This is a genomic window from Flavobacterium beibuense (genome assembly GCF_004151245.1).
GTDB classification, from domain to species: Bacteria; Bacteroidota; Bacteroidia; order Flavobacteriales; family Flavobacteriaceae; genus Flavobacterium; species Flavobacterium beibuense_A.
Genome location: NZ_JUIW01000011.1, coordinates 78,383 through 95,359, shown reverse-complemented (window position 1 = coordinate 95,359; position 16,977 = coordinate 78,383). Strand labels below are relative to the sequence as shown.

At 40.2% G+C, this 16,977-nt stretch carries 13 protein-coding genes; 5 read left to right on the top strand and 8 right to left on the bottom strand.

The window, feature by feature from the left end; genetic code table 11:
• Positions 1–27: 27 nt before the first annotated feature.
• The gene (locus NU09_RS15150; RefSeq protein ID WP_129752153.1) at positions 28–1,797 is read right to left on the bottom strand and encodes a 1-deoxy-D-xylulose-5-phosphate synthase; all 1,770 of its coding nucleotides are present in this window, start codon (positions 1,795–1,797) and stop codon (positions 28–30) included.
• A gap of 78 nt (positions 1,798–1,875) precedes the next feature.
• On the opposite strand from NU09_RS15150, the gene NU09_RS15145 reads away from it, so the two are divergent.
• The 3 genes from NU09_RS15145 to pbpC all read left to right on the top strand — a co-directional run bounded on the left by NU09_RS15145 (position 1,876) and on the right by pbpC (position 10,294).
• On the top strand, positions 1,876–2,319 hold the full coding sequence (locus NU09_RS15145) for a nucleoside deaminase (protein WP_129752152.1): 444 nt from the start codon (positions 1,876–1,878) through the stop codon (positions 2,317–2,319).
• A 116-nt stretch (positions 2,320–2,435) separates the two neighbouring features.
• The gene (locus tag NU09_RS15140; protein ID WP_129752151.1) at positions 2,436–7,955 is read left to right on the top strand and encodes an alpha-2-macroglobulin family protein; all 5,520 of its coding nucleotides are present in this window, start codon (positions 2,436–2,438) and stop codon (positions 7,953–7,955) included.
• Positions 7,928–10,294 (top strand): penicillin-binding protein 1C, encoded by a 2,367-nt coding sequence (gene pbpC, locus NU09_RS15135; RefSeq protein WP_129752150.1) that lies wholly within the window; start codon positions 7,928–7,930, stop codon positions 10,292–10,294. The genes NU09_RS15140 and pbpC overlap by 28 nt, the downstream gene beginning before the upstream one ends.
• Positions 10,295–10,362: 68 nt before the next feature.
• On the opposite strand, the gene NU09_RS15130 is transcribed toward pbpC, so the two are convergent.
• Positions 10,363–10,947 (bottom strand): hypothetical protein, encoded by a 585-nt coding sequence (locus NU09_RS15130; protein ID WP_129752149.1) that lies wholly within the window; start codon positions 10,945–10,947, stop codon positions 10,363–10,365.
• 185 nt (positions 10,948–11,132) lie between these two features.
• Between NU09_RS15130 and NU09_RS15125 the strand changes: the two genes are divergently transcribed.
• Entirely contained in the window at positions 11,133–12,005 is an 873-nt protein-coding gene (locus NU09_RS15125; RefSeq protein ID WP_129752148.1) for an AraC family transcriptional regulator, read from the top strand.
• Between the two features lie 61 nt (positions 12,006–12,066).
• Positions 12,067–12,522: a hypothetical protein gene (locus tag NU09_RS15120; protein ID WP_129752147.1), complete on the top strand. Its 456-nt coding sequence runs from the start codon at positions 12,067–12,069 to the stop codon at positions 12,520–12,522.
• On the opposite strand, the gene NU09_RS15115 is transcribed toward NU09_RS15120, so the two are convergent.
• The 6 genes from NU09_RS15115 to NU09_RS15090 form a co-directional block, all read right to left on the bottom strand.
• A complete protein-coding gene (locus NU09_RS15115) occupies positions 12,523–13,077 on the bottom strand; it encodes a dihydrofolate reductase family protein (protein WP_129752146.1) in 555 nt (184 codons plus the stop codon).
• Between the two features lie 132 nt (positions 13,078–13,209).
• A complete protein-coding gene (locus NU09_RS15110) occupies positions 13,210–14,106 on the bottom strand; it encodes a helix-turn-helix domain-containing protein (protein WP_129752145.1) in 897 nt (298 codons plus the stop codon).
• A gap of 69 nt (positions 14,107–14,175) precedes the next feature.
• Positions 14,176–14,997: an SDR family NAD(P)-dependent oxidoreductase gene (locus NU09_RS15105; RefSeq protein ID WP_129752144.1), complete on the bottom strand. Its 822-nt coding sequence runs from the start codon at positions 14,995–14,997 to the stop codon at positions 14,176–14,178.
• Between the two features lie 96 nt (positions 14,998–15,093).
• Complete coding sequence (locus NU09_RS17160) at positions 15,094–15,666, bottom strand: hypothetical protein (protein WP_207209782.1); 573 nt, start codon at positions 15,664–15,666, stop codon at positions 15,094–15,096.
• A gap of 23 nt (positions 15,667–15,689) precedes the next feature.
• Positions 15,690–16,109: an RDD family protein gene (locus NU09_RS15095; protein WP_129752143.1), complete on the bottom strand. Its 420-nt coding sequence runs from the start codon at positions 16,107–16,109 to the stop codon at positions 15,690–15,692.
• 85 nt (positions 16,110–16,194) lie between these two features.
• Positions 16,195–16,803: a hypothetical protein gene (locus NU09_RS15090; RefSeq protein WP_129752142.1), complete on the bottom strand. Its 609-nt coding sequence runs from the start codon at positions 16,801–16,803 to the stop codon at positions 16,195–16,197.
• Positions 16,804–16,977 lie beyond the last annotated feature (174 nt).

Here is a 16,977-nt window from a genome sequence, read left to right as displayed (position 1 = left end):
ATAGATGCGATGCAAAAGTCGGTATTTTTAATAAGTTGAAAAAATATCTTTTAAGCTTTTAACGTCAATACCGCAGTAATGTTGTAGCTGGGCAATACTTCCGTGCTCTATAAATTCATCGGGAATGCCCAGTATGGTTATGTTTGTAGTGTAATTATGTGTGGTTGCAAAAGAAGCTGTTATTGAGCCAAAACCTCCTTTAACTGTGCCGTCTTCTACGGTAATTACGGTTTTGTATTTGTTTAGGATGGTGTGTAATGCTTCCTCATCAACAGGCTTTACAAACCCAAAATGATAATGTGAGAACAAATTAGCTTTTTCGGTTTCGGCTAAGGCTTTGGTAACATTGTTGCCAATGGTTCCTGTGGTAAGTATCGCTACTTCACTACCTGCTTTAAGCTGTTTTGCCTTGCCAAACGGAATCTTTTCAAAAGGCAGTTGCCATTCGGTACTTTCTCCACGGCCTCTTGGATAACGTATGGCTATAGGATGATCTAAGCCAAGCTGTACGGTATATAATATATTCCGTAATTCCCTCTCATTAAGCGGAGCAAAAATACTCAGGTTAGGAATACAGTTAAGATAAGCCAGATCGAAAACCCCGTGGTGCGTAGCGCCGTCTTCACCTACCAATCCTGCCCTGTCAAGACAAAATATAACCGGAAGGTTTTGCAGGGCCACATCGTGTATTACCTGATCGTATGCCCTTTGCAGGAAGGTGGAGTAAATATTGCAGTATACAATCATGCCCTGAGTAGCCATCCCCGCGGAGAGCGTAACGGCATGTTGCTCGGCTATACCTACATCTATGGCCCTTTCGGGAAAAGCCTCCATCATAAATTTCATAGAGCTACCCGATGGCATGGCAGGGGTAATACCTATAATCTTATCATTTTTTTCGGCGAGTTCCACAAGGGTAAGCCCAAATACATCCTGGTATTTTGGTGGAAGATTCTCATCGGCAATCTTAAGGATTTCTCCTGTAAGTTTATCAAACTTACCGGGAGCATGGTATTTTACCTGATCTTCCTCGGCCTGTTTAAGGCCTTTCCCTTTAGTTGTAATTATATGAAGAAACTTAGGGCCTTTTATGTTTTTAAGACGCTCCAGTTCTTTTATAAGTCCGTTAAGGTCGTGCCCGTCAATAGGTCCTGAATAGTCAAAATTCAGGGATTTGATCATGTTGTTTTTACGCGGGTTTTTTCCGTCCTTAACCTGTGTAAGGTAATCTTTCAGTGCACCTACGCTTGGATCTATGCCTATGGCATTGTCATTAAGTATAACCAGTAGATTGGCATCGGTAACTCCTGCATGATTAAGGCCTTCAAAAGCCATCCCTGAGGCTATTGAAGCATCCCCGATAACCGCAATGTGGTTTTTGTCGTTTTTTCCCTTTAACTGAGAGGCTATTGCCATACCTAACGCCGCAGAAATAGAAGTAGAGGAATGACCTACACCAAAAGTATCATAAATGCTTTCGCTTCTCTTCGGGAAACCGCTAATACCTCCCAGCTGCCTGTTGGTGTCAAAGTTATCACGGCGTCCGGTAAGTATTTTATGTCCGTATGCCTGATGGCCCACATCCCAAACCAATAAATCGTTTGGGGTGTTAAAAACATAGTGCAGGGCAATGGTAAGCTCCACAACACCAAGGCTGGCGCCTAAGTGCCCTTCCTTAACCGATACGATATCAATAATAAAATCACGCAGTTCTTTTGCCAGTTGCGGCAGCTGCTGTGGCTCCAGTTTACGTAAATCGCCGGGGGTTTGTATGTGTGAGAGTAAATTGCCTGACATTATAGCTTTTGAAAGGACAAATTTACAATATAGTTTCCTATTTTTGGGTTGGCAATACAAACAATTAGGTTAACCATAATGATTGAAGACATTTTTACCGATGAGTATTTTATGAAAAAAGCACTGCAGGAAGCGCAGGAAGCTTTTGATAAAGGCGAAATACCGGTAGGTGCGGTTATAGTTGTTGATAATAAGGTTATTGCCAGAACCCATAACCTTACCGAACTTTTACACGATGTTACCGCCCATGCAGAAATGCAGGCCATAACATCGGCAGCTAATTTTTTAGGAGGGAAATATCTTATAGGCTGTACGCTTTATGTAACGCTTGAGCCCTGCCAGATGTGTGCGGGGGCATTATACTGGAGCCAGATATCAAAAATTGTTTTTGGGGCTGCAGATACGCACAGGGGATACAGGGTTATAGGGACAAAGCTTCATCCTAAAACTGAGGTGGTTAGCGGAATTATGGAGAACGAATGCTCGGTTTTGGTGAAAGATTTTTTTAAAAGAAGGAGATAGAGACATAAAGGTGTGATTGTCAGTAAATTTTTAATGTTTTTATTACAATAATTCCGACTTTTTTTAAGTTATTGCAGTACACAAATATCCATTTTTAACATAAACCTTACCGGCCTATGAAACCCCTTAAACTGTTACTGTTTGTTGCAGCTATGGCATTGCTGCATTCATGCTCCAAAAAATCTGATGAAGATTTTGAATCCGAGATCTCTCTTTATCGCGAATACATAACCAGTTTTACTTCGGGAATCATTTCAACGCACTCTGATATTCAGGTAGGGCTTGCTTTTGATAAAAAGGAATGGGAACTTAATAAGGAACTGGATGACGATTATTTTACCATATCACCTTCGGTTTCGGGAAAGGTGGTTTACATGCCGGGCAACATTATCACCTTTAAACCTGAAAAACCTTTACAGCCGGATACTGAATACAGGGTTACACTTCACCTTTCAGAATTTATAGATGTACCTAAAAATCTGCGTGACTTTAACTTTATAGTAAAAACGCTGGAGCAGGATTTTATGGTTGCCTCAAAAGACCTGCAGTCGTACAGCAAAGACTGGCAGTTTTTAAACTGTGAGCTCAAAACAAGTGATTTTATTGATGCCGAAACCGTGAAAAAACTGGTAAGGGCAGAGCAGGACGGAAGGCAGCTTGCTGTTCGTTTTACTAAAACCATGGGTAACCAGACAGAGTTTCCTTTTGTGATAGACAGCATTAAGCGTCCGGAAGAGGATGCCGCCATAAAAATTATATGGAACGGTAAGCCTTATGGTATTGAGCGTGAAGGCTCGGAAGAATTTATCATTCCCGGTAAAAACAACTTTAAGGTTATTAGTATTGATGTGGCTAACGGCGATACGCAGGCTATGTATATTAATTTCTCCGACCCACTTAAAAAGAACCAGAATTTTGACGGACTTATATCGGTAGAAGGGGTACAGAACCTTAAATTCTCGGTAGACGGTAACCTGCTTAAGGTTTTCTTTTCGGAAGCATTAAACGGTAACCGACTGGTGGAGGTTTTTCAGGGAATAGAAAGTACAGACGGTTATAAGACCAAAAAGACCTATTCCACTAAAGTGCTTTTCGAACAACTTAAACCGGAAGTGAAGTTTTTAAAGAGCGGAACAATACTGCCGGGATCGAGCAATCTTAAAATAAACTTTCAGGCAGTGAACCTTAGTGCGGTAGATGTAAAGGTTTACAGGATTTTTGAAAACAACATAATGCAGTTCCTTCAAAGCAATGAGCTTGATGGTAGCTATATAAGAAACGTGGCCCTGCCGGTAGCCAAAAAGAACCTTGTACTTAATACCGATAAGATGGCCGATTACAGCAAATGGAATTCGTATGCCATAGATCTTGCAACCATTATAAAGCCGGAAAGAGGAGCTATTTACAGGGTAGAAATAACCTATAAAAAAGCATACTCGCTGTACAAGTGTGACCCAAGCGAAACAAACGATGATGAAAGTAGCGATGAGGAAGAGGAAGACGATGAGTCAGACTACTATCCGGAGTATGACGAATATGGTGAGGAGTATTATGATTACTATGACTATGATTACGACTGGAGGGAAAGAGAAAACCCTTGCAGCAAATCATATTATTACAATAAGAAGATAGCTACTAACGTACTGGCCAGTGACTTGGGTGTAATTGCCAAAAGAGGTGAGGATAACAGTTATTATTTTGGCGTAAGTAGTATTATCACTACCGATGCGGTTTCGGGAGCCAATGTTGCGGTATATAATTACCAGCAACAGAAAATGGCAGAGGGCACAACAGGGGTAGATGGTTCTGTTACGTTGTCAACCGAAAGGCCTGCATTCTTTGCGATAGTTAAAAAGGATGACAATACCACCTATGTGAAAATGGCTGATGGTAACTCACAGTCGGTTAGTAACTTTGATGTAGACGGTACCAAGCTGCAAAAAGGACTTAAGGGGTATATTTACGGGGAGCGTGGTGTATGGCGTCCGGGAGATACCCTGTTTATAGGGTTTATCCTTAACGACAAAGCGGCTAAACTGCCACCATCTCACCCTATAAAGCTAAAACTAAGCGATCCTAATGGTAAAGTAGTGTTTGAAGCAGTACAAAACCATAATGATAAAAACCATTATAAATTTATTGTGCCCACACAGGCTTCGGCACCAACAGGAAACTGGGAAGCTGTAGTGGCTGTGGGAGGAGCTAAATTCTATAAAAGTATTAAAGTAGAAACCATAAAGCCTAACCGATTAAAAATTAAAAATGGCTTTAATGGTAAAACCATTTATGCATCACAAAAAAACACAGCTAATGTTGATGTGGCATGGCTTCATGGAGCAGTAGCTAAAGACCTTAAACTGGAAATGCAGGCCAAATTCCTGAACCAGAAAACAACCTTTAAGAATTATAACAACTTTGTGTTTGACGATCCTGCACAACGTTTCTCTACAGAAGAGGTAAACATCTTTACAGGAAAGACCGATGCAAACGGTTCGGCAACGGTAACGCTTCAGCCAAAATTAAAGCTGCGTGCACCAGGTATGCTTAAGGCGGTGATAATGACTAAGGCCTATGAAAAAGGAGGCGATTTTAGTACCGATGTTATTAGTTCTACCTATTCTCCATACAGCAGCTATGTAGGGGTAAAGCTGCCTGAAGGAAATAAGTATGGAATTGTAGAGAACGGTAAGAGCAACCGTATTAATGTGGTATCTGTAGATGAGAACGGTAAACCTAAGGCATCAAGAAAACTTACAGCTAAAGTATTTGAGGTGTCATGGAGCTGGTGGTGGGATGCCTCACACGGCAATATGTCGTCTTACAGTTCGGCGCTTTCAAATACGCCATATTATGAAACCCAAATAGTAACAGATGCTTCGGGTAAAGGAAGCTTTAGTTTCGGTACCGATAAAAATCAGTGGGGCAGGTTCCTTGTAAGAGTTACCGATGATGAGAGCGGACACTCTGCCGGAGGTACCGTATATATAGATTACCCTTACTGGTCTGGCAGAAGCAGAAACAACGGAGGAGACGAAGCAAAAATGCTTGTGTTTACTACTGATAAGGAGAAATACAGTGTAGGCGAAAAAGTAAAAGTGTCATTCCCTTCCAGTGAAGGGGGAAGGGCATTGGTGTCTCTTGAAAACGGCTCTAAGGTACTTGAAACCTATTGGGTAAAAACGCAGAAAGGCGAAACCCAAATGGAAATTCCGGTAACGGCAAAAATGGCCCCTAATGTGTATGTAAATGTTACCATGTTACAGCCGCATGCCACCACTAAGAATGATTCGCCTATACGACTGTATGGTATAGTGCCTATTGAAGTGGTAGATAAAAGCACGTTATTACAGCCTCAGATAAACATGCCTGAAGTGCTGAAACCGGAACAGAAAGCTACAATAAAAGTTAGCGAGAAATCAGGTAAGGCTATGACCTATACCATTGCCATAGTAGATGAAGGTTTACTTGATCTTACAAGGTTTAAAACGCCAAACGCGTGGGACAGTTTTTATGCAAAAGAAGCTCTGGGAGTAAAAACCTGGGATGTATATGATGATATTATTGGTGCTTACGGTGGTAAGGTAAACCAGATATTCAGCATTGGTGGTGATGCTGACCTGGGCGGAGGTAATGCCAAAAAAGCAAACCGATTTAAACCGGTGGTAATTTATTTGGGTCCGTTTAATCTGGCTAAGGGTGAAACCAAAGCACATAGTATTACACTGCCTAAATATGTAGGCTCCGTACGTACTATGGTTGTGGCTTCCAATAACGATCTTAATGCTTATGGCAATGCCGAAAAGGCAACACCTGTAAGGAGTCCGTTAATGTTGTTGGCTTCACTTCCAAGAAAAGTAACTCCGGGTGAGAAGGTAACCCTTCCGGTAACGGTATTTGCCATGGAAGACCATGTGAAGAATGTTACCGTTAAGGTAAAAACCAATAACGGCTTTATAATGGAAGGCTCTGCAAGCCAGACACTCTCATTTAGCAGACCGGATGAAAAGATTGCCTACTTTGATTTAGAGGTTGGAAACCTTACCGGAATTGGTAAGGTAACGGTTGAGGCTTTCTCAGGCAATGAGAAGGCAAGCTATGATGTGGAGTTGGATATAACCAATCCTAACCCTGTAACCACAAACGTTAAGACGCTGGTTATAGACCCTAAGAGCACAGCAACTATAGACTGGGCTGCATTTGGTGTGCCGGGTAGTAATAAGGCTAAGCTGGAGGTATCATCGTTCCCGTCTATTGATTTTAATAAGAGACTGGATTACCTTATCCAGTATCCTCACGGATGTTTGGAGCAAACTACTTCAAGTGTGTTTCCTCAGCTGTACCTTGCGGATATAGCTGATATTGATGAAGCAAGAAAACAAAAAATACAGCGCAATGTAACCGCTGCCATAAACAGGCTGGCACAGTTTCAAACGGCAAGCGGCGGTTTTGTATACTGGCCGGGTAATTCAAATCCGGATGATTGGGGTTCAAGCTATGTAGGGCATTTTTATATTGAAGCCGAGAAAAAAGGATATAAACTTCCTTTAAACGCAAAAGCCCAATGGTTGTCTTACCAAAAGAAAATGGCAAGGCAATGGCGCTATGCAGAGGGTTATTCTAATGATTTTGCACAGGCTTACAGATTATATACACTTGCACTTGCAGGTTCACCTGACTTATCGTCTATGAATAGGTTACGAGAAACAAGAGGCCTTGATAATGAATCGAAATTAAGGCTGGCAGCAGCCTATGCACTTGCAGGGCAAAAGAATGTTGGGCAGTCATTGTTAAGCCAGAGTAGTATTAATTACAATTATCAGGATGGATATTATTACTATTATGGCTCTGCAGAGCGTAACAAGGCTATGGCATTGGAAACACTTGTAATACTTAATCAAAAAGAAAAGTCGTTTGAAATGGCTAATAAAATAGCTGAGTCAATGTCGTCTAACATGTGGATGAGTACACAAACCACGGCTTATTGCCTGTATTCAATGTCTAAATTTGCCAAAGCAAATGGTGGTAAGGGAATAGAGCTACAATATAACAATGCCGGTAAAGCCCAAAGCATTGCAACTGCCAAAACATTTGCAGACAGGGTGCTTACGGTGTCGGATAATAATTCGGTTACAATTAAGAATACTAAGGATGCTACACTATACGCTAAAGTAGTATACAGTGGTATACTGCCTGTGGGCGAGGAGCAGACCGAGCAAAAAGGACTTAGTACAAGAATAAGCTTTAAAGACAGGTCTGGTACTGTTATTAACCCTGCTTCGTTAACTCAGGGAACAGAGTTTGTAGCCGAAGTGTATATAACCAACCTGAAAGATGAGAGGGTAGATAATGTGGCGCTTACACAAATTATTCCTTCGGGATGGGAAATTGTAAATACAAGGTTTACTGATTTTGGCAACTTTGCAGAGAATCAGGTTGACTATACCGATATAAGGGATGACAGGACCAACTTCTATTTCACGCTCAAACCTCGTGAAACCAAATCCTTCAGGATACTGCTTAATGCATCTTATCCGGGAAGTTATTACCTGCCGGGAGTACAGTGTGAAGCCATGTATGACAACTCTTATCTGGCACGAACCAAAGGACAATGGGTGAAAGTAGAAAAACAGCAATAATCAATTGGATTAAAAAGCGCAGGATAAAACTTGGAGTAAGTTTTATCCTGCTGCTTCTATACTATTTTTGCCTTCCCTCAACTCTTTTTAAAGAGCCTTATTCTACGGTTATAGAAAGCACCGAAGGCGATTTGCTGGCTGCCCGTATAGCAACGGATGGTCAATGGCGTTTTCCGGCGCAGGATAGTGTGCCCTATAAGTTTAAACAATGTATTGTTTATTTTGAGGACCAGCATTTTTACAGCCACCCGGGGTTTAATCCGGTAGCGATTGTAAAGGCTGCAAGGCAAAATCACAAAGCAGGCAGGGTAGTAAGGGGAGGAAGTACGCTTACCCAGCAGGTAATACGCCTTTCCAGAGGTGATGAAAAACGGACTTACTTCGAAAAATTTATAGAGATTATACTGGCTACCCGACTGGAGTTTAGGTACAGTAAAGACGACATACTTAACCTGTATGCTGCACATGCTCCTTACGGAGGTAATGTAGTAGGGCTTGAAATGGCCTCCTGGCGCTATTTTGGCGTTCAGCCGCATCAGCTTAGCTGGGCAGAGACTGCAACACTTGCCGTATTGCCTAATGCTCCAAGTCTTATCTATCCGGGTAGGAATCAAAAACAGCTTTTGGATAAACGAAACAGGCTCCTTAAAAAACTTAAGGATGAGGGTGTAATAGATAAGGAAACCTATGAGTTGTCCTTGCTGGAGGAGTTACCTCAAAAACCTTTTGATTTGCCTCAGTCGGCACAGCACCTGTTACAAAATATTGCTAAAACACACGAAGGGCAGCGTATAAAGACTACAGTAAATAATAACCTTCAGGGAAGAGTAAACCAGATAGCTGCAAGATATTATCAGGAATATAAACAGACAGAGGTTTATAACCTTGCTATACTGGTTGTGGATGTGCAAACCAGAAATGTTATGGCTTATGTGGGTAATTCCCCTACCGACAGGGCACACCAAAAGGATGTGGATATAATACCTGCAGCGAGAAGTACGGGAAGTATACTTAAGCCTTTGCTGTTTGCCTCCATGCTTAACTCGGGAGAGTTATTGCCTAACACCTTAATACCTGATATTCCTACGCAGATAGCGGGCTATAGCCCTAAGAATTATGACCTGACCTATGATGGTGCCGTTCCGGCGCAAAGGGCGCTTGCAAGGTCGTTAAATGTGCCTGCTGTACTTATGTTAAGGGATTATGGGGTGTATCATTTTTATGAACAACTTCAAAAGTTCAAACTTTCGGATATTAAGGAGCATCCTAATCATTACGGGTTGTCGCTTATTTTAGGAGGTGCGGAGTCTAACCTTTGGGATTTATGCAGTGCTTATGCCGGTATGAGCTCTACGCTCAATTATTTTACGGCACATCAGGCAAAATACAGGCAAAATGAATTTGCCAACCTTAATTGGGACAGCAGCCTTAAAAATGACTTTGGTAAGGAAGTATATAACAAGCCTGTATTAGGAGCAGGGTCTATATGGCTTACCTATAATGCCATGAAGGAAGTTAACCGCCCTGAAGGGGATGAAGCCTGGAAGTTTTATGATTCGTCGCTGGAAATCGCATGGAAAACAGGAACCAGTTTTGGTAGCCGTGATGCCTGGGCTATAGGTACTAATTCAAGATATGTGGTAGGTGTGTGGGTTGGAAATGCATCAGGAGAAGGAAGGCCAACACTTACAGGTGTAGGGAGTGCGGCTCCTGTATTGTTTGATGTATTTAACCTGTTGCCAAGGCAGAAATGGTTTGCCACTCCCTATGATGATCTTGAAGAGGTTGAGGTATGCACTGCAAGCGGGCATCTGGCCGGGCAGTTTTGTCCTACTATTAAGCAATGGATTCCTTTAAGCGAGAAACAGACAGAAGCATGTCCGTATCATCGTTTAGTGCATCTTGATGTTTCAGAAAAATATCAGGTAAACAGCGGATGTGAGAGTGTGGATAATATGGTAACCAAACCATGGTTTGTACTTCCTCCTGTAATGGAATGGTACTACCGCAGCAACCACCTGGATTATATAGCGTTGCCGCCTTTCCGGGAAGACTGTAAAGGTTCATCTGGCAGTACTATGGATTTTATCTATCCTAAGGAGGACAGTAAAGTATATCTTACCAAAGATTTTAACGGCGAAATTCAGCCTGTTATATTCAAAGCGGCCCATACTGTGCCTAATGCAAAGCTGTTTTGGTATTTGGGGGATAAATATCTGGGAGAAACCCAAACGTTTCATGAAATGGCCGTAACGGCACAAACAGGAACTTATTATTTAACAATAACCGATGAGGAGGGTAATGAAATAAAAAGAAAGGTTGAATTTATAAACAAGTAAAGTGATGTAAAAGCAAAACAGCTCCCTGTAAAGGAAGCTGCCGCATTTATTCAGAATTAATTATGGGTTTATTTTGAAACTGTCTCAGAGAACATTTTGTCGTTGTAACTAATTACAAAAGTGAACTCTTTAGATAATATTTTACTTGTGTTGAACTTCTTAGCAACGTTACCTTTTACAGTCTCGTTGTAAAGCTCTCCGTTGTGCTGATCGTATAGTGTAATGTTTACAGGAGTTTTTACATCACCCGGTACCGTTACAGTGATATAATCGCCTTTTTTAGTGATAACCGGCTTATATGTTTCTTCGATAGCAGTTTTAGAAATTGTAGCTGTCTGGTTTACTACAGTAATTTCATAACGAGCAACTTTAGCTGCTGTTTCTGCCTCAAGGTAATAGGTTCCTTCAGGGAAAGCCGAAAGGTCATAAGTCCTGTTAATAGCGTTAGGGCCGGATATCTGTTCGTTAAATAACAGCTCTTCGTTAGTATTGTATATAGAGAAATTTACTGTTTCTGCATCAATAACAGAAAAGCTTACTTTTTTTCCTGTTTCGTTAGTTACCTTCAGTGAAAAATCATATTCACCTGCACGTACACCGAACGTAGTTAATAAAACTGCTACGGCTAAACCAATTTTCGCAAAATTTTTCATAATTAAAAGTCTTAAGGTTCTACATCTTTTTCTATAATGCTAAATTACTGTGTTTAAGTCCTGGCTATTACCACATAATTTTCATATTTATATACTATATTAACTCTACTATAACGTTTTAGTGTTAATTTTGGTAAAAATGTATAATATTTAGGTAAATTTGCAAAGAGAAAAATGATGTTGCCATGAAAACGCTTAAACCCACTTTTGAAGTTATAGAACCACCATTTGGGAGTTCGTTTTGCTATTCTAAATACATGCAGAATGAAAACAGTAAAGCACACGTTTGGCATTACCATCCTGAAATAGAACTGGTATTTGTAAACGGGGGTTCGGGTAAGAGACAGATAGGCACACACCTTTCTTATTATACCGATGGAGACCTGATACTAATAGGGAGTAACCTGCCGCACTGCGGATTTACCGACACTACTACCGGAAACCGTAATGAAACCGTAATACAGATGAAGCCTGATTTTTTAGGAGAAGGTTTTTTAGAGATTCCGGAAATGAAGAATGTTCAGCATTTGTTTGACAGGGCAAGAGGTGGGCTCGCTTTTGGCGAAGAGACTATAAAGAAGCTGGGCCATAAAATAGAAGCGCTTAACGATAAACCTTATTTTGAAAGGCTACTGGGGTTGCTTGAGGTACTTAACGAACTGGAAGACGCGGCCGATTATAAGGTTTTAAATGCGCAGGGGCTGTCTATGGAAATGCAGGTGCAGGATAACGACAGGCTAAACACCATATTTAATTATGTAAAAGATCATTTTAAGGAACCTATTCCGTTAGATGAGGTAGCCGACAGGGTGAGTATGACCGTACCTTCTTTTTGCCGTTATTTTAAAAAGATAACCAATAAGACCTTTACCCGTTTTGTAAATGAATACCGTATTGTACACGCTTCAAAACTGCTGGCCGAAAAACCTATTGGCATTACCGAGGTATGTTATGAAAGCGGATTTAATAATTTCAGCCATTTTAATAAGGCGTTTAAGGAGTTTACGGGTAAGAGTGCTTCGCAGTATCGCAAAGAGCTTAAATCGGTTATTAAATAAGCAAGGGTTTAAATAATTTGATTATATTGGTTAGCCAATTAAATAGTCAATACTAAATCTTATGAAAAAACTACTGCTTCTTCTTCCGTTATTACTTTTGACTTCCTGTGCCAAATTTTCCCTGTATAGTGAAAAAATCAAGGATTTTCCGGATAACCGATGGGTAGCAGCTGATGCAAAAACCTTTAGTTTTGAATTAACGGAAGATGTTGAAAAAGCAAAACTGGATTTGTTTTTTTCTTATGTTTTTGAACCGGGTTACGACAAAGTTCCTGTTAAGTTGTATATGATAAAAGAGGGAGAAGAAGAGAACCTAATGCCTGAAGTCCTTCTTTTAAAGAATGAAGCAGGTGAGGATATGGGTGATTGCCTGGGTGATGTTTGTGACCTCACACAAACTATAGCAACACAAAGCTTTACTAAAGGTAAATATACAATAAAGGTAATGCATGAAGTCAACGGACCTTATTTGCCTAATGTTATTGCTTTAGGAATAAGCCTTGAAACTACAGAATAATTACTGAGGGGTATAGCTTAACAGTACCACGCCGCTTTTAAATACTTTTGAGTTGGTAAGCATCAGGTTTAGATTGTTGCTTATACCATTAAAAATAGGTGTGCCGTTGCCTATGGCTACGGGATCTATCATAATTTCATAGCCATCTATAAGTCCGGCTTCGGCAAACTGTGTAACAATGCTTCCGCTGCCCAGTATGGTCATGTCTTTACCCGGCTTCTGTTTCAGTTTTTTTATTTCCTCAACTATATCTCCCTTTATAATACGGGTGTTTTGCCACTCGGCTTTATCAAGTGAGTTGGAAAACACTATTTTCTCGGCATTGTTCATTCCGGTAGCTACATCGGGCATACTTTCCATAGCCATGGGGGTAGGCCAAAAGGAAGCCATCATTTGGTAAGTAACCCTGCCAAACAAAAGCATATTATCCTGCTGAAGGCTGTCTACAGAGAAGCCTTCCTCTTCGCCGCCGTGCCTGTGCCAGCTTATGTCTTCATTTAATCCTTTATAAAAACCGTTAAGGGTAATAAAGTTGTACATGGTTAACTTTCTCATCGCTGTATGTTTTATTCAGATATTCAAAGTTCTGAAAATCAAATTAAAACATAAGGAGGCAGACGGGACAAAAAAAGGGGGTGTTTGGGTATAAAATAAGCCGCTATAAGCGGCTTTGTTATATGTAGACTATTAATTGAGTAACTGTTTACGGTATTCATTAGGTGTTAAACCGGCCTCTTTTTTAAAGAGCCTTGTAAAATAAGGCGGGTTTTCAAAACCAAGCTGATAAGCAATCTCTGCGACCGTGTTTTCCGATGCCTGAAGCATGTGCTTGGCTTCGGTTATAAGATGGATATGAATAAGGTCTATAGCTGTTTTTCCGGTTTCCTGCCTAAGCATATCGCTTAAGTAACGAGGGGAAAGGTTAAGCGAATCGGCCATGGTCTTAACCGTTGGTAATCCGTTCTCCTTTAGTTGTCCGCCCTCAAAATAAGAACCCAGCAGTTCATTGAATCTGGATATGGTTTTACCCGAAAGCTGGGTGCGGTTTATAAACTGTCTTTTGTAAAAGCGTTGCGAATATTTAAGGATGGAGTCGATATGCGTTAAGATAATATCGCGGCTGTACTCATCGGTAGTGTTATTGTACTCTGCCTTTATCCTGAAAAAAAGATCCCATATTATCTGTTCTTCACGAGCGGAAAGGTGCAATGCCTCATTAGCCTCATACTCAAAGAAGCCATACTTCTTTATTTCAGAATGCAGGCTGTGGCCATTAAGGTAATCTTCGTGTATGTAGATAATAAAACCGTTTTCTTCCAGTTCAATATTGTCCAGCTGTATAATCTGTCGGGGTTTTACAAATGATAGTGAGCCATTATCATGATCATATTTTGTACGACCATACAGGACCACCCCCGACTTCATTTTTTTAAACATTATTGCATAAAAATCGCTGGTAAACTCTTCCCTGATTATAGAGCATGTATCTAAACCTTTACATTCTACTAAACTTAATAAAGGATTTTCGGGTGGCGGAAAACCGTTCTGTCGGTTAAACTCGCTCAGGCTTTTAAAATGTTTCATAACCTTTAAAGATAAACACCGGCACCCGTTGCGGGTGCTAGTGTAAAGTTAGTAAAAAACAATGTGAAATTATTTTCCGTGAGCAGCAGATGCAACCGCATCCCACTCTTCCCACTCGTTAATACGCTGTTCGTAGGTTTGTTTTGCCCATGGTAGCGCTACTTTACCTAAAAACAAGCGAAGCGGTGGTGTTTGTGCGTCTACCAGTTTTAGTATTGCAGGTGTAGTAGCTTCTGGGATACCAAAAATATCTGTGTCGCTCATGCCTTCGTTAAATGCGGCTCTTACCTGGTCGTAAGCAGGTATGGTTTCAGATTGTTTAGCAGAAGCACCAGCCCATTCGGTAGCAAAACCATTTGGTTCTACTAATGTAATGTTGATTCCGAAATCTTTTACTTCAGCAGCTAAGGTTTCGCTAAGGCCTTCCACGGCAAATTTAGAAGCGTTGTATATGCCTAAGTTAGGCAGGGTAGTAATACCAAGTACACTTGATACCTGAATGATGTGTCCGTGCCCCTGTGCTCTCATAACAGGAAGTGCTGCCTGAGTAACCCAAAGTAGTCCGAATACGTTGGTTTCAATCTGTTGACGGGCATCTTCCTCGCTGGTTTCCTCAATAGTTCCAAACAATCCGTATCCGGCATTATTAATCACTACGTCTATTGTGCCGAAATGTTCTTTGGCTTGGTTTATTGCAGCAAAACTTTGTTCGCGGTTGTTTACGTCAAGCTGAAGTGTTAGCACAGCATCGCCGTATTTTTCTTTCAGTCCGTTAAGGGATTCTGTACTTCTTGCTGTGGCGACCACTTTGTCACCACGGTTTAAAAAGGCCTCTGCCCAAAGGCGTCCAAATCCTCTGGAAGCACCTGTTATAAAAATTGTTTTGCTCATTGTTGTATCATTTAATATTGATGATACAAAGTTATGTAGGGCACCTACCTTAGGACTTATACAAAAGTGGGGGAGTATGATACATTTTGACGGGAGTTATTCCTCAGCTCTTTTGGTTAGCTCCTTTTCAAATAATATTCTTATTTCTTTATAACTTCTTCGTCCTTTATTGTATCTCGCATTAACTTCACTTTCTATAAGATGGTTTATACCAGCTTCGAGTTCAGAGTTTGAAAGCTCTATAGGGTTTTTGAGAAGTATTTCGTTTTTGAATATTTCTTCCTCCTCTAATTCGTTTTCAATAAGGTATGTCTGCTTCTTAACGTCATTTGTTATAACATCTGTTATAGTATATTTTGAACTGTCAAGTTCACTGCGATTAATAATAGTAAGATATTCGTTTACTATGCGGCTGTCTACAGCTATTTTTCCGGAACCAAAAGTGTGTCTGTCGAAACCATTTTTTTTAACGCCCGATATCCAGTACTCATCGCCAGTCTCCATATCATAGTAATTGCCGCTTATACCCTGAGCTTTTAAGTTTTTAAGAGCCTTTCCGTTAAAATATATGGTACGTCCGGTTTTGGAAAAAGTAACAAGTCCTATCCATGCAGGTCCGTTGTCGCTGTAGCCTGATTTTAGTTCTATATATTTAATTTGCGGTTTCATGTTTAGTAGGTTTTGTATAAAAACTATTTTTTATCCCTTATTACAATAGTTTTTGCCCAACTGTCGCCAAGGCGTTGACTTTTCTCGGAATTTTTAATTGTAATTATCCCTACTAAACCAAAGAAGAACATATCTATGGGGTCTAAAAGATGTCTTTTAAAAGATTGTATAAAACTGGGTTTTGAACCTGATAAGGTTGTTGGTTTTAAGCCAGTTATGCCATTGCCTAATGTTGCCCCGGTTATTTGCTCCATGCCGACAATAAATAATAGCCAAAACAAATTAATTATAAGAGCGGGAAATCCTGTTAATTCATAATTACCACCACCTTTATGTGTTCCAAGAGTTACTATAAGGATAACTGATATGAAAAACATACAGCTGTAATCTATAAATCCTGCTATAATTCGTCTTGTAAGGTAAGGCTTAAGTATAATGTCCATTGGAAAATTTATGAAACGCTAATTTAAGAAAAACTAGTAAATAGTAAAAAAAACCGCCAGGGTTTCCCAAAGCGGTTTTTTATTATTATTTTAAAACATCTTTAGTGATATTACCATCTTTATCTAAAAGATTAAAGGAGGCATTTCCGTTATCATCTACAGCTATTTTTAAGCGTGGCTTACCGTTGGCATCGTTTAATATCAGTTGGGCACTACCGTTATCATTCTCTAAGGCAATACGTCCGTTACCGCGGCCCAATGTTCCTTTAGGAGATGGATCGTTTATTATGAAACCGGCATTGTAGTCTCCACCTTCGGTGTCAATTACGCGCATTGCTATGGCGTCCATGTTGCTGTAGTCTAAAACCAGCGCGCCAATATCTGTATTGTCTTTGCCTGAAAGGGCAAGTCCTCCACATTCATTGCCTTTTTTATCATAAAATATAATTCCGGCGGGGCTTATAGCTCTTTTAAACTCTTTGCCGTCTAATATGGGAGGCGGTATCCTTTCCTCATTTGATATTACAAGACGTACATTACCTTGTTCATCGGTTATGTTAATGCGTTTTAATGATATTTCATCTTCATTAAAAGAATTATTTGTTTTAAAGGAAAATAAAAGAAATACGAATGCTATACTTACAATAGCAGAATACACCACCAAAAGAATGGCAGGGATTTTTACTGTTTTCATTGATTGATTGATTTTAATGATTTTTATACGGCAAACTTCAGGAAATTTAATAACATATCAGGGTGGGTATTGAGACTATAATAGGTAGAATAAGATTTTAATGCTAAATATTGATATTGGTTTACTATTCGTTATAAAACAAAAAAACCGCCAGGGTTTCCCAAGGCGGTTTTT

Excerpts from the sequence above, each read along its gene's own strand:
- NU09_RS15105 (WP_129752144.1), bottom strand. The coding sequence starts at position 14,997 with ATGAGCAAAACAATTTTTATAACAGGTGCTTCCAGAGGATTTGGACGC.
- NU09_RS15140 (WP_129752151.1), top strand. The coding sequence starts at position 2,436 with ATGAAACCCCTTAAACTGTTACTGTTTGTTGCAGCTATGGCATTGCTG.
- NU09_RS15120 (WP_129752147.1), top strand. The coding sequence starts at position 12,067 with ATGAAAAAACTACTGCTTCTTCTTCCGTTATTACTTTTGACTTCCTGT.
- NU09_RS15130 (WP_129752149.1), bottom strand. The coding sequence starts at position 10,947 with ATGAAAAATTTTGCGAAAATTGGTTTAGCCGTAGCAGTTTTATTAACT.
- NU09_RS15150 (WP_129752153.1), bottom strand. The coding sequence starts at position 1,797 with ATGTCAGGCAATTTACTCTCACACATACAAACCCCCGGCGATTTACGT.
- NU09_RS15095 (WP_129752143.1), bottom strand. The coding sequence starts at position 16,109 with ATGGACATTATACTTAAGCCTTACCTTACAAGACGAATTATAGCAGGA.
- NU09_RS15110 (WP_129752145.1), bottom strand. The coding sequence starts at position 14,106 with ATGAAACATTTTAAAAGCCTGAGCGAGTTTAACCGACAGAACGGTTTT.
- NU09_RS15090 (WP_129752142.1), bottom strand. The coding sequence starts at position 16,803 with ATGAAAACAGTAAAAATCCCTGCCATTCTTTTGGTGGTGTATTCTGCT.
- NU09_RS15115 (WP_129752146.1), bottom strand. The coding sequence starts at position 13,077 with ATGAGAAAGTTAACCATGTACAACTTTATTACCCTTAACGGTTTTTAT.
- NU09_RS15145 (WP_129752152.1), top strand. The coding sequence starts at position 1,876 with ATGATTGAAGACATTTTTACCGATGAGTATTTTATGAAAAAAGCACTG.
- pbpC (WP_129752150.1), top strand. The coding sequence starts at position 7,928 with ATGGGTGAAAGTAGAAAAACAGCAATAATCAATTGGATTAAAAAGCGC.
- NU09_RS15125 (WP_129752148.1), top strand. The coding sequence starts at position 11,133 with ATGAAAACGCTTAAACCCACTTTTGAAGTTATAGAACCACCATTTGGG.
- NU09_RS17160 (WP_207209782.1), bottom strand. The coding sequence starts at position 15,666 with ATGAAACCGCAAATTAAATATATAGAACTAAAATCAGGCTACAGCGAC.